17 protein-coding genes are annotated in these 16994 nt (G+C 54.6%); 6 read left to right on the forward strand and 11 right to left on the reverse strand.

The window, feature by feature from the left end:
• The first annotated feature begins 15 nt into the window (after nucleotides 1-15).
• From DWZ82_RS12265 to spoIIID, 3 genes are all read left to right on the forward strand, one after another.
• A complete protein-coding gene (locus DWZ82_RS12265) occupies nucleotides 16-1167 on the forward strand; it encodes a sodium ion-translocating decarboxylase subunit beta (RefSeq protein ID WP_118481062.1) in 1152 nt (383 codons plus the stop codon).
• A gap of 245 nt (nucleotides 1168-1412) precedes the next feature.
• Entirely contained in the window at nucleotides 1413-1985 is a 573-nt protein-coding gene (locus DWZ82_RS12270) for a TetR/AcrR family transcriptional regulator (RefSeq protein ID WP_158557297.1), read from the forward strand.
• A 340-nt stretch (nucleotides 1986-2325) separates the two neighbouring features.
• A complete protein-coding gene (gene spoIIID / locus DWZ82_RS12275; protein ID WP_117492171.1) occupies nucleotides 2326-2598 on the forward strand; it encodes a sporulation transcriptional regulator SpoIIID in 273 nt (90 codons plus the stop codon).
• 67 nt (nucleotides 2599-2665) lie between these two features.
• Here the strand turns inward: spoIIID and DWZ82_RS12280 are convergent, their stop codons facing one another.
• Complete coding sequence (locus DWZ82_RS12280; protein ID WP_110437393.1) at nucleotides 2666-2908, reverse strand: AbrB/MazE/SpoVT family DNA-binding domain-containing protein; 243 nt, start codon at nucleotides 2906-2908, stop codon at nucleotides 2666-2668.
• 87 nt (nucleotides 2909-2995) lie between these two features.
• Between DWZ82_RS12280 and DWZ82_RS12285 the strand changes: the two genes are divergently transcribed.
• Entirely contained in the window at nucleotides 2996-3580 is a 585-nt protein-coding gene (locus DWZ82_RS12285) for a nucleoside recognition domain-containing protein (RefSeq protein ID WP_118481063.1), read from the forward strand.
• A 123-nt stretch (nucleotides 3581-3703) separates the two neighbouring features.
• Nucleotides 3704-4231: a spore maturation protein gene (locus tag DWZ82_RS12290; RefSeq protein WP_330423321.1), complete on the forward strand. Its 528-nt coding sequence runs from the start codon at nucleotides 3704-3706 to the stop codon at nucleotides 4229-4231.
• 165 nt (nucleotides 4232-4396) lie between these two features.
• Here the strand turns inward: DWZ82_RS12290 and DWZ82_RS12295 are convergent, their stop codons facing one another.
• The 10 genes from DWZ82_RS12295 to DWZ82_RS12340 all read right to left on the reverse strand — a co-directional run bounded on the left by DWZ82_RS12295 (nucleotide 4397) and on the right by DWZ82_RS12340 (nucleotide 15274).
• Nucleotides 4397-5272 (reverse strand): 3-hydroxyacyl-CoA dehydrogenase family protein, encoded by an 876-nt coding sequence (locus tag DWZ82_RS12295; protein WP_117492169.1) that lies wholly within the window; start codon nucleotides 5270-5272, stop codon nucleotides 4397-4399.
• A 114-nt stretch (nucleotides 5273-5386) separates the two neighbouring features.
• Nucleotides 5387-6205: an enoyl-CoA hydratase-related protein gene (locus DWZ82_RS12300; RefSeq protein WP_118286159.1), complete on the reverse strand. Its 819-nt coding sequence runs from the start codon at nucleotides 6203-6205 to the stop codon at nucleotides 5387-5389.
• Nucleotides 6206-6469: 264 nt separating this feature from the next.
• A complete protein-coding gene (locus DWZ82_RS12305; protein WP_118481064.1) occupies nucleotides 6470-7660 on the reverse strand; it encodes an acetyl-CoA C-acetyltransferase in 1191 nt (396 codons plus the stop codon).
• Between the two features lie 191 nt (nucleotides 7661-7851).
• Complete coding sequence (locus DWZ82_RS12310; protein WP_117555204.1) at nucleotides 7852-9408, reverse strand: acyl CoA:acetate/3-ketoacid CoA transferase; 1557 nt, start codon at nucleotides 9406-9408, stop codon at nucleotides 7852-7854.
• 44 nt (nucleotides 9409-9452) lie between these two features.
• Nucleotides 9453-9728, reverse strand: coding sequence for a hypothetical protein (locus tag DWZ82_RS12315; RefSeq protein ID WP_110437399.1), 276 nt, complete (start codon nucleotides 9726-9728; stop codon nucleotides 9453-9455).
• A 117-nt stretch (nucleotides 9729-9845) separates the two neighbouring features.
• Complete coding sequence (locus DWZ82_RS12320; RefSeq protein WP_118481065.1) at nucleotides 9846-11291, reverse strand: 4-hydroxyphenylacetate 3-hydroxylase family protein; 1446 nt, start codon at nucleotides 11289-11291, stop codon at nucleotides 9846-9848.
• 109 nt (nucleotides 11292-11400) lie between these two features.
• Nucleotides 11401-12582, reverse strand: a complete 1182-nt coding sequence (locus DWZ82_RS12325) for a 4-hydroxybutyrate dehydrogenase (RefSeq protein WP_227600691.1) — start codon at nucleotides 12580-12582, stop codon at nucleotides 11401-11403.
• Nucleotides 12583-12867: 285 nt separating this feature from the next.
• Nucleotides 12868-13656 (reverse strand): amino acid ABC transporter ATP-binding protein, encoded by a 789-nt coding sequence (locus tag DWZ82_RS12330; RefSeq protein ID WP_118481066.1) that lies wholly within the window; start codon nucleotides 13654-13656, stop codon nucleotides 12868-12870.
• Nucleotides 13657-13668: 12 nt separating this feature from the next.
• Nucleotides 13669-14307, reverse strand: a complete 639-nt coding sequence (locus tag DWZ82_RS12335; protein WP_117492066.1) for an amino acid ABC transporter permease — start codon at nucleotides 14305-14307, stop codon at nucleotides 13669-13671.
• Nucleotides 14308-14407: 100 nt separating this feature from the next.
• Nucleotides 14408-15274 (reverse strand): transporter substrate-binding domain-containing protein, encoded by an 867-nt coding sequence (locus DWZ82_RS12340; protein ID WP_118481067.1) that lies wholly within the window; start codon nucleotides 15272-15274, stop codon nucleotides 14408-14410.
• Nucleotides 15275-15582: 308 nt separating this feature from the next.
• Between DWZ82_RS12340 and DWZ82_RS12345 the strand changes: the two genes are divergently transcribed.
• Nucleotides 15583-16923 carry a butyryl-CoA:acetate CoA-transferase gene (locus tag DWZ82_RS12345; protein ID WP_118481068.1) on the forward strand — a complete coding sequence of 447 codons (1341 nt, stop codon included), beginning with the start codon at nucleotides 15583-15585 and terminating at the stop codon, nucleotides 16921-16923.
• The last annotated feature ends 71 nt before the right edge of the window (nucleotides 16924-16994 follow it).

Raw genomic sequence — 16994 nt, forward strand, 5'->3', positions numbered from 1 at the left:
CGGGAGGCGCGTACTATGCAATTTTCGTTTTTCGGTGCATTAGGCAGCATTCTGGCAAGCTCGGGCTTCGCGTCCTTCGCGGAGGACCCGCGCAGCCTGATCATGATCATCATTGCATGCGTGCTGCTGTACATGGGTATCGGCAAGAAGTTTGAGCCGCTGCTGCTCGTTCCGATCGCATTCGGCATGCTGCTGGCCAATCTGCCGCTGACCGGCCTGCTTAATGCACCGGTTGACGGTTCCAGTCCCGGCATGCTGTGGGTGTTCTATCAGGGCGTCCAGCATGCGATTTATCCGTCCATCATCTTCCTCGGCATCGGTGCCATGACCGACTTCGGCCCGCTGATCGCGCGCCCGTCCTCGCTGCTGCTGGGTGCAGCGGCACAGCTCGGCATCTTTTCTGCATTCCTGCTCGCGCTTGTGCTCGGCTTCCCGGGCAAGGTTGCGGCAGCCATCGCCATCATCGGCGGTGCGGACGGCCCGACCTCCATTCTGGTCGCCTCCCGTCTGGCAGCGGATTATCTGCCCGCCATCGCTATTGCGGCGTACTCGTATATGGCGCTTATACCGCTTATCCAGCCGCCGATCATGCGCCTGCTGACCACCAAGAAGGAGCGCGAGGTCAAGATGGAGCAGCTGCGTCAGGTCTCCAAGACCGAGAAGATCGTATTCCCGATCGCAGTTGCCATCATCGTTATCCTGCTGATTCCGGATACCGCTCCGCTGATCGGCATGCTCATGCTGGGCAATCTGCTGCGTGAGTGCGGCGTAACCGACCGCCTGAGCGACACCGCGCAGAACGCGCTGTGCAACATCGTCACCATCTTCCTCGGTCTGTCGGTAGGCTGCAAGGCGATTGCGTCCACCTTCCTGACCTGGGAGACCATCAAGATCATCATCCTTGGCCTGATCGCGTTCACGTTCTCGACCGTCGGCGGCCTGCTGTTCGGCAAGATCATGTATAAGCTGACCGGCGGCAAGGTAAACCCGCTGATCGGCTCGGCTGGTGTATCTGCCGTTCCGATGGCAGCCCGCGTTTCGCAGGTCGAGGGCCAGAAGGCCAATCCGGCAAACTTCCTGCTCATGCACGCTATGGGCCCGAACGTAGCCGGTGTTATCGGCTCCGCTGTTGCCGCAGGCTTTGTCCTCAAGGTATTCGGCGCGTAAGTACAAAGCAAAAGAACCCGAATTTTCGGGTTCTTTTTTTATGCTCTTTTGGTTGAGAAGAATTGAAAATCAATTTGTAACGGTATGCACACGATATCCCGTAAGGGGAGTACATTGAGCTCCCACGCAAAGGTAAAACATCACGCTGATTCTACATTTTCCATTCTCAATTTTTTATGCTTTCTTGACAATTTATGTCGCCCTGTTTTATAATAAATGTAAGAAATGAACGGGTGGTCCTTATTGTGCAGGTACTAAAAGACGAACTTCGACACAAAATTCTGCTCGAATCCGAGCATTTATTCCTGCAGCGTGGGTACGACCGCACCTCACTGCAGATGATCGCGGACAAGGTAAATATCAGCAAGAGCAATCTCTACCACTACTTCAAAAACAAGGAGGAGCTGTTTTACGAGCTGACTGACAGCGCTGCAGACGGCCTGAAGCGCATGATCCTGCGCTTCCGCAGCATGCGGTTTGACTTGAACATGGACGCGCAGGAATTCCGGATGCTGCTCACCGAGGAGGTACTCTCACTGCTGCTGGCGGAGAAATACGGCCTTCTTCTTATCATGGAGCAGGCCAACGGCACTCGATATGAAAACCTGCGGCCGGTAATGATTGAGCTGATTGCGTCCAAGATCGTGCCCATGCTGGCTGACGAGGAGAACAGCCCGATGATGGCGCAGATCATGGCACGTAATCTGGTGGACGGGACGGTGCATATCCTCAAGAACCGCGTTCGCCCGAGCGAGGTCCGTGCCGGACTGAATCAGCTGATTACCTATCACACACAGGGAATGCACGCGCTGCAATAGCAGCGCTGAGGCTGTCGCGAAACTACAGTTTCGCCGACAAGCAGGAACGGACCGTGGGCCGTTCCAAAGTCGTCCGAAAGTTCCTATACAGAAACTTTCTCCCTCCAGAAGTTCAAAAAGGGTGATACATGCTCACCCTTTTTGAGCATTTGCAGAGCAAATGCTGTTTCGTGCGCGCTGCCGCGCGAAATGCTGACTATACGACTTTTTCGACAGACTGCGCGCTGCAATAGCAGCGCGTTTTCTTTTGCCCTTAAACGGATACAAATGCGTTCTAACCGTCCCCGAACCAACATACACTGTCACAGATGAAACCTCATCAGGCAGGAGGGAAACAGCGGTGAAGGGCTTACCGGAGGAGCGCACGATCCGTCTGGCGCAGTACATGATCGAGCAGAAGGCCACCGTGCGGCAGACTGCGGCACGGTTCGGAATATCCAAGTCAACCGTACATAAGGATATCACAACGCGCCTGCAAAAGCTGAATACCGAGCTGTATGAGCGCGTACAGACCGTTCTGCAGGTGAACAAGCAGGAGCGGCACATACGCGGCGGCAGAGCCACACAGGCGAAATACCGCGCCGAAGCAGCGCAGCGACGCGGTGAAAAATAAAAAAACCGACTTTCCAAGCGGAAAGTCGGCAAACAGAAGCAGCGTGACAGTGTTGCTATGTAAAGGCTTAAAGCAGACCGAGCTCATGTGCGCAATCGCTGCAGACATTCTTACCCTTGAAGTGGATAATGTCCTTTGCGTTACCGCAGAATACGCAGGACGGCTCGTACTTCTTGAGGACGATATGATCGCCGTCAACGTAGATTTCCAGAGCGTCCTTTACTTCGATGCCCATAGTGCGGCGCAGCTCAATCGGGAGCACGATGCGACCAAGTTCATCAACCTTACGAACAATACCGGTGGATTTCATTTTCAACACACTCCATTTCTTCATCATAAAAAATGTATTACCAAATCCCACTCACTTGGGATGTTGGACGGAAGGGGGGAACACGATATGCTGTCCGTTATCTGGACGGTGTTCCTTTGTATGGCGCTGCTATGCGGTGCGGTCACGGGCAGGCTGGCAGAGGTTACGGCAGCGGTACCCACAGGGGCTTCGGAAGCGATCACGCTGGCGATCAGTATCACCGGGCTGATGTGCTTCTGGAGCGGTGTGATGGAGCTGCTGCAGGCTTCCGGACTGGCAGAGCGGCTGTCCCGTCTGATGGCACCTGTTCTGCGTCCCTTGTTCGGAAGTGCATCGCAGGATAAGCAGGCGATGGAAGCAGTAAGCGCCAATGTAACGGCAAATTTGCTGGGGTTATCCAACGCGGCAACGCCGTTGGGATTGCGTGCGTCAGAGCGGCTGTATGTTCTTGCAGGGCGGAGCGGAGCGCCGGATACCGTGCTGACGCTGATCGTGCTGAATGCAACCTCAATTCAGCTGATTCCGTCTACGGTGGCGGCGGTTCGTGCGGCTTGCGGAGCACACGCGCCATTTGATATTATGCTGCCGGTGTGGGGAGCTTCTGCGGCTTCCGTTGCGGCGGTGCTGCTCAGCAGTAAACTGCTGCGTCCATTTTTTCCGGATGGGGAATAGCGGGACAGGTAAGTGCGCCTTACAAGTAGTATTATCACACATGAAAAGCAAGAAATTTGTCGAATAAGCAAACAATCATCAAAAAATTTCCAAGCAAGGGAAATAATACAAGGAGGGAGATGATTGCAGATTTTGCAGAACGCGCTCATTCCGGCACTTTTGGCAGGAATCAGCCTGTATGCGCTGTGCAAAGGCGTGGACGTATTTCCAACTTTTCTGCGCGGTGCAGCCGTCGGTTTGAAAACCGCGGTGCAGATACTGCCTGTTATGGTCGGGATGCTGACAGTCGTGTTCATGCTGCGCGCCTCAGGTGCCGTTGATATTGCGGCAAGCGTGCTCGCGCCCGCACTGCGTATACTGGGCATACCGAAAGAATGCACAGTCCTGACCCTGCTGAAGCCGATCAGCGGAGGAGGGGGACTGGCAATGGGCAGTGAAATTATACGACGCTGCGGACCGGACAGCTATGCCGGACGCGTGGCCGCAGTGATGCTGGGAGCCTCGGAAACCAGTCTGTACACGATCAGCGTGTACAGCGGGCACCTTGGTTTAAACCGAACCAGATATGCTGTTCTTGCGGCATTGTGCGGCGATTTGGCAGCATTTACCGCCTCTGCAGCATTGGTTAGATTATATTTCCCATACAGTTAATATTATATCGTGTATGTTAAAAAATTACCATAGCTTATGACAAAAATTGGCGAATTAAATAAACATTACTTGCACTATTTGTGCAATGTGTGAAAAAATTTACAGACTGAGAATATAAAAAAGCATCTATGCCGAAGCACAGATGCTTTTTATATTGCAAAGCGATTACTTCTTCACGATCTCCTTGCCGAAAGGACCATCATAGTCGAAGAAGCCCTTGCCGGTCTTAACGCCCAGCCAGCCGGCACGAACCATCTGACGCATCAGCGGATGCGGACGGTACTTCGGGTCGCCGGTCTCGCGGTACAGCGTCTCCATGATTGCGAGGTTTACGTCGTGGCCAACAAGGTCAGCGGTGTGCAGCGGGCCGGACTTCATGCCTGCGCCAAGCTGCATGGCAACGTCGACATCAGCAGGGGAAGCGATGCCGTCAGCAACGATACCCATTGCCTCGTTCATCATCGGGATCAGGATGCGGTTTACAACGAAACCGGGACCTTCCTTAACGGCAACCGGGGTCTTGCCCAGGGATGCCATCAGGTCAAATGCGGTCTGGAAGGTTTCGTCCGAAGTCTGGATCGCGCGGGTAACCTCAACCAGCTTCATGATCTGAGCCGGGTTGAAGAAGTGGCAGCCGATGAACTTATCCGAACGGTGCGGGATGCAGGCAGCCATCTCGGTGATGGACAGACCGGAAGTGTTGGAAGCGAAGATGGTGTGAGCGGGGCAGATCTTGTCCAGATCCTCCAGCAGGTCCTTCTTCAGATCCATGCGCTCCAGAATAACTTCCATGATGAAGTCAGCATCGGCAGCGTCCTTGCGGTCAACCGAGGTCTTGAGGGAAGCGAGCAGCTCGTCCTTGCGCTCTGCGGTCATCTTGCCCTTGCTTACGAGGAACTCGTAATCGTGTGTGATAACGGTCTTGCCGCGCTCGGTGAACTCCGGCTTGATGTCGATCATGGTAACGTCATGACCTGCGTTCAGAAATACCTCAGTGATGCGTGCGCCCATGTTGCCAGCGCCGAATACACAAACTTTCATGCTAAATTAACCTCTCTCTCACTCTTTGCGGATGGATGAACAGGTATTGCGAATATTGATTAGTCAAAACCGCACAATCTGGTTTTGAATTGTGCGGTCCGACTGTCTCAATGCTTACTTATTCTTGAATTCCTTAGCCGGCTTGTCGCGGTTCTTGTCCAGGAAGTAAGCCATGCCGTACTTCTGATCCTCGGTAGCGAAGCACTGTGCGAAGCAGTTGCCCTCGAACTTCAGAGCGGAGTTCAGGTCGGTCTGCATGCCAACATTTACAGCTTCCTTAACCAGAGAAACAGCGATCGGAGCCTGAGCAGCGATCTCCTCAGCCAGCTTTACAGCCTCATCGAGCAGGTTCTCCAGCGGATATACGTAGTTAACCAGGCCCATGTCCAGAGCGTCCTGAGCGGTGTAGTTAGCGCGAGCGGTGTACAGCATTTCCTTAGCCTTGCCTGCGCCTACGAAGCGAGCCAGACGCTGGGTGCCGCCGCAGCCCGGGGTGATGCCCAGACCAACTTCAGGCTGACCGAAGGAAGCGTTCTCGGAAGCGAGACGGATGTCGCAGGACATAGCCAGCTCGCAGCCGCCGCCGAGGCAGAAGCCGTTGATGGCAGCAATAACCGGACGCTTGAAGTTCTCGATCTTCCAGCAAACGCGGTTGGACTCGTTGCCGAACAGCTTGCCTTCTGCACAGGTCTTGGTAGCCATCTCGGAGATGTCAGCGCCTGCAACGAAGGAGTTAACGGTCTTGCCCTTCTTGTTAACGGTGGAAGAACCGGTCAGAACTACTGCATAAACGTCGTCCAGATCCTTAGCCAGCTCGTCGAATGCCTCTTCCAGCTGTGCGTACATGTCGGTGGACAGAGCGTTCATAGCCTTCATGTGCTCGATCTTAACGATCGCAACATGACCCTTTTTTTCGATTACTACGTCAGTCATTTTTAAGACTTCCTTTCAGAATATGTGCTATGAGCGTAAAACGCTCAAGGCTGACCTCTATTCGGAGGCCATCAAACATCCAAAGGATGTTTGCAATCAAATAGAACAGGAACTCGTTCCTGTTCGTAAAAACCCGCGACATGCGCGTGGGTTTTTACACCCCGACCCAGCCGCCGTGGGCGGCGTCGTTCGGGTATCCAAAATCAGTTTCTACGGAACTGATTTTGGTATATAGGGGGCTTTTGAAGCCCCCTATAGCAAGACTTACTTGCAGAGCTCGTCGCGCTCAACGATGATAGCTTCGCCCATACCGCCGCCGATGCACATGGTAGCCAGACCGATGGTCAGGTCGCGCTTGATCATTTCGTGGATCAGGGTGGTGGTGATGCGGCAGCCGGCTGCACCGATCGGGTGACCCAGAGCGATTGCGCCGCCGTTTACGTTAACCTTGTCCATATCAAAGCCAAGCTCACGGTTAACAGCAGCAGCCTGTGCAGCAAATGCCTCGTTGGACTCGATCAGGTCGAGGTCAGCAACGGTCAGACCTGCGCGGGACAGAGCCTGACGGGTGGACTCGATCGGACCTACGCCCATGATGGACGGATCGCAGCCTACAGAGCCCCAGGCACGAACCTTAGCCAGCGGCTTGAGGCCGTTTGCCTTAACGAACTCCTCGGAAGCGATGATCATTGCAGCGCCTGCATCGTTGATGCCGGAAGCGTTGCCTGCGGTTACGGTGCCGCCGTCCTTCTTGAATGCCGGGCGCAGCTTGCCGAGGATCTCCAGAGTGGTGTTCGGCTTTACATGCTCGTCGGTATCAAAGATAACGGTTTCCTTCTTCTTCTTAACTTCGATCGGAACGATCTCGTCCTTGAAGCGGCCGTTAGCGATGGCAGCAGCTGCCTTCTGCTGGGAAGCGAGAGCGATCTCGTCCTGCATTTCGCGGGTGATGCCGTACTTTTCAGCTACGTTTTCTGCAGTGATGCCCATGTGGTACTGGTTGAATACATCAAATACGCCGTCGTATACCATCATATCGACCAGCTTCTTGTCGCCCATGCGAGCACCCCAGCGGGTATCGCGGGAGATGTACGGAGCACCGGACATAGACTCGCAGCCGCCTACCAGCATCATCTTGTTCTCGCCGGAACGGATGATCTGGGTGCCGAGGGAGATGGCACGCATGGAGGAAGCGCAAACCTTGTTCAGGGTCATAGCCGGGGTGGTGATCGGCAGACCGGACTTCAGGCAAACCTGACGTGCTACGTTCTGGCCTACGCCGCCCTGCAGTACCTGACCGAACAGAACCTCGTCGATTGCTTCCTTGTCAACGCCTGCACGCTCGATAGCTGCCTTTGCAGCAGCGGTGCCAAGCTCGGAGGAGTGTACATCGCGGAGGGTGCCGCCGTAAGTGCCGATTGCAGTACGGGCAGCGGAACAGATGTAAACGTTCATTTAGCTGTTTCTCCTTTTCTACTGATGCGGCGAAAAAACTATGCCGCCGCATGGTGATGGAAACTCGATTTTCTTGAGTTCGTTAATATTTTATCAAACCATTCGGCAGAATGCAAGGGAAACTGGTCGATTCTGTAAAATTATATGAAAAGGCCGGTTTCCGTTTGCATAATCTGCACAAATAGAATTGATCAGTCGTTAGCCAGACCCATCAGCTCGTCACGGAAGATGCGAGCGTCCATGGTCTTGATCTCGTCAGCCATCTTCGGAACGAATTCCATCTGGTCGAGGATCTGGGTCTGCAGGTCGATGCCCGGAGCGATCTCGGTCAGGGTAACGCCTTCCGGACGCAGCTCAAATACGCAGCGCTCGGTGATGTACAGAACCGGCTGATGTACCTCGTTAGCGTAATCGCCGGAGAAGGTGATGTGCTCAACCTGCTTAACGAACTTCTTCTTAGCGCCTTCCTGGGTGATAACGAGCTTGCCGTCCTTGCACTCAGTCTTGAGGCCCTTTGCAGTGAAGGTGCCGCAGTAAACAACCTTCTTGGCGTTCTGGGTGATGTCGATGAAGCCGCCTGCACCTGCCAGACGGGTGCCGAACTTGGATACGTTCAGGTCGCCGTTCGGAGCAGTCTCAGCCAGGCCGAGGAATGCAACGTCAAGGCCGCCGCCCTGATAGAAGTCGAACTGTACGTTGTGCGGGATGATGCACTGTGCGTTGGCAGCAGCGCCGAACTGGGTGCCGCCGTACGGTACACCTGCGATGGAGCCTGCCTCAACGGTCAGGGTCATCTTGTCGGAGATGCCTTCTTCAGCAGCTACGTTAGCGATCTTCTCCGGTGCGCCGGTGCCGAGGTTTACGATAGCGTCCTGCGGCAGCTCCATAGCAGCGCGGCGGGCGATGATCTTCTTAGCGTCCATCGGGATCGGCGGGATAGCGTCAACCGGGATGCGGAACTCGCCGGTCAGCGCGCCGTCGTACGGCATGCCGAGGCACTGCATGTTCTCCTCCTCGGTGCCGACTACAACAGAGTCAACATAGATGCCCGGGATAGCAACCAGCTTCGGGTCCAGAGAGCCGCCCTGAACGATCTTCTCAACCTGAACGATTACCTTGCCGCCGGAGTTCTTGCACGCCTGAGCCATAGCAGTTACGTCCAGAGGACCGATCTCACGATGTACGGTGCAGTTGCCGTACTCATCGCAGTAGGAAGCACGCAGGAATACAACGTTGATCGGGAAGCCCTTGTACAGCAGGCGCTCCTGACCCTCGATGTTAACGATCTTTACCAGATCTTCCTTGGTAACGTCGTTCAGCTTGCCGCCGCCGTTGCGCGGGTCAGCGAAGGTCTTCAGGCCAACGTGGGTGATGGTGCCGATGTTGTGAGCAGCGATATCGCGGTACATGTGCGAGATAACGCCCTGCGGCAGGTTGTAAGCCTCGATCTTGTTGTTCAGAGCCAGCTCGCCGAGCTTCGGAGCACGGTCCCAGTGGCCGCCGATAACGCGCTTAACCATGCCTTCATGGCCGTAATGGTCACCGCCGGTGCCATCGCGGTGGCCCTGACCGGCTGCAAAGAACAGGGTCAGGTTCTGCGGGTGGCCGGTCTCAAGAAAACGCTTCTCGAGAGCCTTGGACAGGGTCTCCGGGCAAGCACAGGATACGAAACCGCCGGTAGCAATGGTATCGCCGTCCTGAACCTTCAGAGCAGCTTCCTCCGCGGTGATGATGCTTACTTTCTTCATGTTTATCAATCCTCCTGATAATAGTGCGACCGGTTTTACAGTGGTCACGCCTGTGACGTGAAAGACCTGATTCTATCTATCGCCTGCGGAATCTCATCCGCTGCGGCAACAACAACACGGTGCGCGGCCTCGATCTCCTCATAGAGATACGGGCAGCCGGTGCAGCCGCGTAGGATCAGCAGTACGTCATAAGGAACACCGTCCTCCGGATAGGAGAATGAGGCGGTGTCCTGCAGGGCAGCGCAAATCGCCTTGTAGGCGTCTCCGCGCTCATAGCGCGGATTGCAGCCGCCGCAGAATTTTACCGTGCAGCGCAGCAAGGCGCACAACCCCTTTCTATGTATCATTTCCGAATGTTACCATAGGGAAACAATAGGTAATAACGCAAACACAGGCACTCACGGGTGCTCCATGAGTGCCTATAGTTTGCTCAGAGATTACTTGATGCGAGCAATCTTCTTTGCCAGTTCCTTCTTCATTTCAAGGTTGGACTGACGGGCAATCATGATGCGCTGAGCCTGCGGCGAGCCTGCACCGTGCATGGACTCCGGCAGATAGCCGACAGCTGCAGTACCCATGGTCATGTTCTCGATCAGGCGCAGCAGACGCATACGGTCCTCAGTCGGAACGGAAGCAACGCCCTTGAGGTACTTCTCGATGTACGGCTTGAGCTCCGGGTTGCGGTAATCAGCCTCGGACGGCTGGGTTACCATCAGGCCGCCTGCCAGATCCTGTGCCAGACGAGCGATCTCGTACGGGAAGCGGGTAACGTTCTGCTTGCAGACGTTAGCCAGCAGCAGGTCGATCAGATAGTTGCCTGCCTTGGTCTTGGTGCCCTGAGAGGAGCAAGCGATACCGCAGCAGTACAGGGTCTCGTTCAGGTGGGTCATCTCGATCAGCTTGTCCTTAACGTGGGAAGCCTTGGAGGAGCCAGCCATATCGCCAGCCAGAGCGGTAGCGCCGATCAGAACGTCGCCTACGCCGACCTTGCAGCCGCCGTAAGACTGACGGTGATAGCCTGCGAAGCGCTCTACGATCATGCCGGCAAACTTAACTTCGCCGTTGAGGAAGATGCGGTCGTTCGGAACGAATACGCGGTCGAAGATAACGAGAACTTCGTGGCCGCCATATACCTTGTTGCCAACGTCGATGTCGTTGTACTCTTCCATCTTGCGGGTGTCGCAGGACTGACGGCCGTAGATCAGGGTGATGCCCTTGGAATCGGTCGGTACAGCGAAGGAGATCGCGTAGTCCTCGTCGCCCTCGCGCATGGAGATGGTCGGCATTACCAGAACCTCGTGAGAGTTTACGAAGCCGGTCTGGTGAGCCTTGGCGCCGGTAACGTATACGCCGTCAGCGGTGCGCTCTACAACGTGCAGGAACAGATCCGGGTCAGCCTGCTTGGACGGAGCGAGGGAACGGTCGCCCTTAACGTCGGTCATAGCGCCGTCAACTGCGAGGTCCTCGTCCTGTACGCGGGTCAGGAACTTGAGGAAGTTCTCGTGGTACTTGGTGCCGCAAGCCTCGTCGATCTCGTAGGTGGAGGAGAATACAGCGTTCATAGCGTCCATGCCTACGCAGCGCTGGAAGCAAGCTGCAGTCTTCTGACCGAGCAGACGCTGCATCTTAACCTTCTTGATCAGGTCGTCGGTGGACTGATGCATGTGGGTGAAGCGGTTGATCTTCTTGCCGGAGATGTGGGAGGTAGCAGTCATCAGATCCTGATACTGCGGGTCCTCAGCCAGCTCGTAGGTAGCGGCGAAGGAGTTCAGGGAAGGACGGATAACCGGGTCGTCAACCGGATTCTCTACCTTCTTGCCGAACATATACAGGTTGAGGTTCAGCTTGCGCAAGGATTCAATGTACTGGTCTTTGGTCATCATAAGTGATCAAGTATCCTTTCTCATTACAATTTGGTGCACATAACATGAATAAAGAAAACAGGGCGGGGAGACGGGACTCCCCGCCCTATTCAGGCGTTACATACGGAAATTAGAAGCACTCTTTGTATACGCGCTCGCTGAGCTCGATGCTCCACGGACGGTAAGAGTTGGTGATCAGACGCTGCTGGTTTGCATCAACAGACAGTGCAAATGCCTTAACGTCCTCTTCCTTGAAGCCGTACTCATGCAGCGGCTTCAGGTGCAGAACCTTCTCCAGGGTTACGTTCAGGGTGCGCAGAGCGTCTTCCTTGGTGCAGCCCAGGCAGCGAGCAACGATCTCCTTGAACTTGCCCAGCTCGCCAGCCGGCTCGTACTCGTCGTACATCTCGAGGATCTTGCCGAACAGAGCGTAGTTGGACTCGCCGTGCGGAACGTGGTAGGTGCCGCCGAGCGGGAAGGACATACCGTGAACGGTAGCGCAGCCAGCCTTCAGGAATGCGATGCCTGCGAACAGGGAAGCGTGAACGAACTCGCCGAGGTAATCCATACGAGCGTCCGGGCCTTCCAGAGCGATGCGGCGGAAGCCCTCGAGGATCATCTCCATAGCCTTAACGGAGAACATCTCGGAGGTAACAGTCTTGCGGTGCGGGGACAGGAAAGACTCGGTAGCGTGGATCAGAGCATCGATAGCGGATGCTGCGAACGGCTTGTACGGCAGGGTCTTAAGCAGATCCGGAACCAGGCAAACCTTGTTCGGGATGATGTCGTCGGAAACCAGGCCGAGCTTGGTATCGCCGCCGGTCAGCTTGCCGTCCTTCTCGTCCTTAACGATAGCAACAGAAATGTTGGTAACCTCAGAACCGGTACCGCAGGTGGTCGGGATAGCGATAACTTCCTTCTCATGTACAACAGGCTCGCGCTTGAAGTACAGCTCATGTACGGAGGTCGGGCGCTTGCAGCCGAGCAGCTTGCAAAGGTCCATGATAGCACCGCCGCCTACTGCGATTACGCGGTCGTAGGAATCGTACGGAATAGCCTCGTACATGGTCTCGATCATAGCCTCGGAAGGCTCGCCTGCGCCGAACTTCTCCTGGAATACGAACTTGCTCTTGAGGCCAAGCTCTTCCATGAAGGGCTTGTAGATGAATTCGTTGGTCAGAACGACGTCGCGCTCGCCCAGCTTGAACTCCTCAGCGAAAGCACCAAAGGTGTCAAACTTGTAAATAGTCGGGGCAATGACGATCTCTCTCTTGTCCTTCATCAGGGAGGCGCTGAAAGCATCCATAGCCATAGTAGAAACATCTCCAATCAAAAATTTTATAAAAGGCCGTGCGGCTTTTTATTACATGATTTTACAGGGTGGTTTTTTCCTGTGTTCTTATTGTAGCAAATTTGCGCCAAAACTTCAACACAAACAAACAATAATTTCATCAAAAATTGACCAACTAAACCTGTACAAAAAGACAATAAAAAGTCCCGCAATCTTATTACGGGACTATTTTAACGTATTTATTGTGATTTGTAAATGGGGTAATGGTGAAAAGTACCGAAAAGTTTTTGTATAAATTTCCGTTCTTTAGCTGTTTTGCGAAAAACGGCTCAAAAATGCGCGGGTTCGCTCGTTATGTGTATTTTCAAATACCTCTGTCGGCGTGCCCTCCTCAACGATGGTGCCGCCGTCCATGAACACGACATGATCGGCCACATCGCGGGCAAACGCCATCTCGTGGGTGACGATGATCATGGTGGTGTGCTGGTCCGCCAGTGAGCGGATAACGCGCAGCACCTCGCCGGTCAGCTCGGGGTCGAGCGCCGAGGTTGGCTCGTCGAAGCACAGGATATCGGGCTTGAGCGCGAGCGCACGCGCAATGGCAACGCGCTGCTGCTGACCGCCGGACAGCTGGTGCGGATAGTGGCTCATGCGGCCCTCGAGGCTCATCATCTCGAGCAGCTCGATGGCGCGGTGCTCGATCTGCTCGTGAATCTCGCGTTTTCTCTGCTTGTAGTCCGGGCGTTCCTTGGCCTGCAGCAGGGGAGCGAGCATGACGTTCTCGAGTGCGGTGTACTGCGGGAACAGATTGAACGACTGGAACACCATGCCGAAGTGCAGACGGTTCTTGCGAATCTGCGCATCGCTCTTGGCGGCATGGTCGGCAGCGTCGAGCAGTGTCTCGCCGTTTACGATGATCTTACCCTCATTCGGGGTTTCGAGAAAATTCAGGCAGCGCAGCAGCGTGGTCTTGCCCGAACCGGACGAGCCGATGATGGCAAGCGCCTTGCCGCGCTCCAATGTAAAACTGATGTCTTTAAGCACCTTGGTAGAGCCGAAGTTCTTATAAAGGTGCTGTACCTCCAGAATAGGCATAACGGCTCCTCCTTATTTAAAGTAATCCATTTTCTTTTCGATCCAGCCGAACAGCAGGGTCAGAATACCGTTGAACAGCAGGTAGAATACGGCGGTGTAGAACAGCGGCCAGATGATACCGGCGCTCTTGATGAACTTTTCGCCCATCCACAGCACCTCGTATACCGCGATGGTACGCGCCAGAGCGGTATCTTTAACAAGGTTGATAAACTCGTTGCCCATCGGCGGGATAACGCGCTTGATGACCTGCAGCAGCGTTACCTTGAAGAAGATCTGGCTCTTGGTCATGCCGAGCACCTGACCGGCCTCATACTGACCACTCGGGATACCCTGAATGCCGCCGCGGAAGATTTCCGAGAAGTAGCAGGCGTAGTTGATGACGAACGCCACCAGCGCAGCGGTGAAGCGCGGCAGGGAAATATCCCACAGCAGGGCAGGACCGTAGAAAATGATGATGATCTGGAGCATAAGCGGCGTGCCGCGGACGATCCAGACGATGATTTTAATGAGTGCGCGCAGCGGTGTAATGCGGCTCATCGAGCCGAAGCTGATAAGCAGGCCGAGCGGCAGAGCGAATACCAGCGTCAGGCAGAAAAGCTGTACGGTGGTAACAAAGCCGCCCATCAGGCTGAGTGTTACATTGGCAAACATGTCGTTTCCTCTTTACCTCTTTTTTACTTTATTTCCTTTGACACATAAGGCAGAAGACGGTAGTCCGCCTTCTGCCTTATATTAACTGGGGGATGGGAGATTAAGCCTCCGGATCTACGATTGCTTCCTGTACGCCGTACTTCTGGGCGAAGGAAAGAACAACGCCGTCCTTGTGGGCGCCCTTGTAGAAGTTGTTGAATGCTTCGGTCAGATCAGAACCCTTGCGGAAGCCTACAACGTAGTTCTCGTCCTCCTCGCCGTTGGCCTCGTTGAGGTTTACGGTGTAGGTCAGGTTCGGGTAGCTGGTGCCCTCGCCGATCATAGCGCCTGCCATCAGCAGGTCGATCACGCAGGCATCAGAGGTGCCTGCGGCAACCTCCATCAGTGCGTCAGCCTGAGACTGAACTGCAGTTGCATTCAGACCGGCAGCCTGTGCAGCAGCCTCACCGGCGGAACCAGACTCAACAGCGAAGGTCATATCCTTGATGGACTCGATGTCCTTGGCAGCGTCAGCCTTGTCGGACGGAACAACAACAACCTGTGCGTTGGTTGCATACGGGTCGGAGCAGTTCATGGAGGTCTTGACCTCATCGGTCAGGGTCATGCCGTTCCAAACAGCGTCAACGCCCTTGGAATCCAGCTCCATGATCTTGTTGTCCCAGTTGATCTCGATGAACTCAGCTTTTACGCCCAGGCTCTCTGCGAAAGCCTTTGCCATGTCCGCGTCAAAGCCGACCCACTCGTCCGAGCCGTCTTCCTTATAATCCATCGGTGCGAAATCCGTGATGCCGATGACCAGCTTGCCGTTGCTCTTTACATAATCAATATCGCTCTCAGCGGAAGTTGAGGTGTCAGCCGCATCGGCGCTCGAGTCGTCGGTCTTGGCAGCAGAGCCGCCGCAGCCGGACAGCATGGATACACTCATTGCGCCTGCCATCAGCAGTGCAAGAAGTTTCTTCGTCTTCATTTTTAGAAAACCTCCTGTAATTCAGTTCATATCTTGTTTACTATTATAACACTTTAGCGCAGAAAATCAACCCCTGATTTTCATGCGGATTTTCAGTATTTTTGAAGGGTAAGCGGGCGGTATTTTGTGCAAAAATTAAAATAACAGGGTGAAATATAAGGAAAAGAGGGCGGGGAGCGGTTTGAATGGATTCTCACTCTTTTTTGCGAACCTGTGTTGACCTGTACCCCAAAAGAGATTATAATCATAAGTAAGCATGATTGTTAAAGAATAAACAATGAAGAACAAGTAAGACGGAGGGAATCAGCGTGGATTATACTGCACTGTATCAGCAGAAGCTGACAACGGCGGACGAAGCCGTTAAAGTTGTTAAATCGGGTGACTGGGTAGACTACGGCTGGTGTACGGGTACGCCTGTTGCACTGGACAAGGCACTTGCTGCCCGCATGGGCGAGCTGGAGGACGTAAACTTCCGCGGCGGTGTACTCATGCGCCGACCGGCGGTATTCGATATTCCGGATGCAGCTGACAAGATCACCTGGAACTCGTGGCACATGTCCGGCATTGAGCGCAAGGCATGCATGGAGGGCTTCGGCTTTTACAGCGCACTGCGCTACTCCGAGATGCCGCGCTGGTACCGCGAGAACGTCCGTCATGTCAATGTAGCCATGATTCAGGTGGCGCCGATGGACGCACATGGCTGGTTCAGCTTCGGTCCGCAGGCTTCGCACCTCAAAGCCATCTGCGATGTATCCGATGTTATCATCGTTGAGGTTAACAAGTATATGCCGCGCTGCCTCGGCGGCTTTGAGGACGGCATTCACATTTCGCAGGTGGATATGATCGTTGAGAGCGACACCGAAATGCCGCAGATGGGCGCAGGCGGCGAGCCGACCGAGGTTGATAAGGCGGTTGCAAAGCTGATCGTGGAGGAAATCCCGAACGGCGCCTGCCTGCAGCTGGGCATCGGCGGCATGCCGAATACCGTAGGCTCGATGATCGCGGAGTCTGACCTGAAGGACCTCGGCGTTCATACTGAAATGTACGTTGACGCATTCGTTGACATCTCCCGTGCAGGCAAGATCAACGGCTCGAAGAAGGCCATCGACCGCGGCCGTCAGGTGTTCGCGTTCGGCGCAGGCACCCAGAAGCTGTACGATTTTGTAAATGATAATCCGGAGTGCATGTCTGCACCGGTATCCTATACTAACGATGCGCGCACCATCGCACAGATCGACAACTTCATTTCCATCAACAATATCGTGGATGTGGATCTGTTCGGCCAGATGAACGCAGAAAGTGCCGGTATCAAGCAGATTTCCGGTGCAGGCGGCCAGCTGGACTTCGTTCTGGGCGCGTATCTGTCCAAGGGCGGCAAGAGCTTCATCTGCTGCTCGTCCACCTTTAAGAAGAAGGACGGCACGCTCGAGAGCCGTATTCGTCCGACGCTCGAGAACGGCTCGGTCGTTACCGATGCCCGTCCGTGCGCGCACTGGTTTGTCACCGAGTACGGCAAGGTAAACCTCAAGGGTCTGACTGCATGGCAGCGTGCGGAGGCTCTGATCTCGGTTGCGCATCCGGATTTCCGTGAGCAGCTGATTCAGGAAGCGGAGAAGATGCGTATCTGGAAGCGCTCCAATAAGAGATAAAATGCTGTCGGCGGAACTACAGTTCTGCACGGTGTTTGCTACTGTTTATAAGAAAACGCTCTGTGAAAACA

This window comes from Butyricicoccus sp. AF35-5AC (assembly GCF_003477715.1).
In the GTDB taxonomy this organism is placed as follows: domain Bacteria; phylum Bacillota; class Clostridia; order Oscillospirales; family Butyricicoccaceae; genus Agathobaculum; species Agathobaculum butyriciproducens.

What these genes read in the sequence shown, in the direction of transcription:
- DWZ82_RS12265 (WP_118481062.1), top strand. Translation starts at nt 16, where the DNA reads ATGCAATTTTCGTTTTTCGGTGCATTAGGCAGCATTCTGGCAAGCTCG.
- DWZ82_RS12280 (WP_110437393.1), bottom strand. Translation starts at nt 2,908, where the DNA reads ATGAAATCCACCGGTATTGTTCGTAAGGTTGATGAACTTGGTCGCATC.
- DWZ82_RS12285 (WP_118481063.1), top strand. Translation starts at nt 2,996, where the DNA reads ATGCTGTCCGTTATCTGGACGGTGTTCCTTTGTATGGCGCTGCTATGC.
- DWZ82_RS12295 (WP_117492169.1), bottom strand. Translation starts at nt 5,272, where the DNA reads ATGAAAGTTTGTGTATTCGGCGCTGGCAACATGGGCGCACGCATCACT.
- DWZ82_RS12300 (WP_118286159.1), bottom strand. Translation starts at nt 6,205, where the DNA reads ATGACTGACGTAGTAATCGAAAAAAAGGGTCATGTTGCGATCGTTAAG.
- DWZ82_RS12305 (WP_118481064.1), bottom strand. Translation starts at nt 7,660, where the DNA reads ATGAACGTTTACATCTGTTCCGCTGCCCGTACTGCAATCGGCACTTAC.
- DWZ82_RS12310 (WP_117555204.1), bottom strand. Translation starts at nt 9,408, where the DNA reads ATGAAGAAAGTAAGCATCATCACCGCGGAGGAAGCTGCTCTGAAGGTT.
- DWZ82_RS12320 (WP_118481065.1), bottom strand. Translation starts at nt 11,291, where the DNA reads ATGATGACCAAAGACCAGTACATTGAATCCTTGCGCAAGCTGAACCTC.
- DWZ82_RS12325 (WP_227600691.1), bottom strand. Translation starts at nt 12,582, where the DNA reads ATGGCTATGGATGCTTTCAGCGCCTCCCTGATGAAGGACAAGAGAGAG.
- DWZ82_RS12330 (WP_118481066.1), bottom strand. Translation starts at nt 13,656, where the DNA reads ATGCCTATTCTGGAGGTACAGCACCTTTATAAGAACTTCGGCTCTACC.
- DWZ82_RS12335 (WP_117492066.1), bottom strand. Translation starts at nt 14,307, where the DNA reads ATGTTTGCCAATGTAACACTCAGCCTGATGGGCGGCTTTGTTACCACC.
- DWZ82_RS12340 (WP_118481067.1), bottom strand. Translation starts at nt 15,274, where the DNA reads ATGAAGACGAAGAAACTTCTTGCACTGCTGATGGCAGGCGCAATGAGT.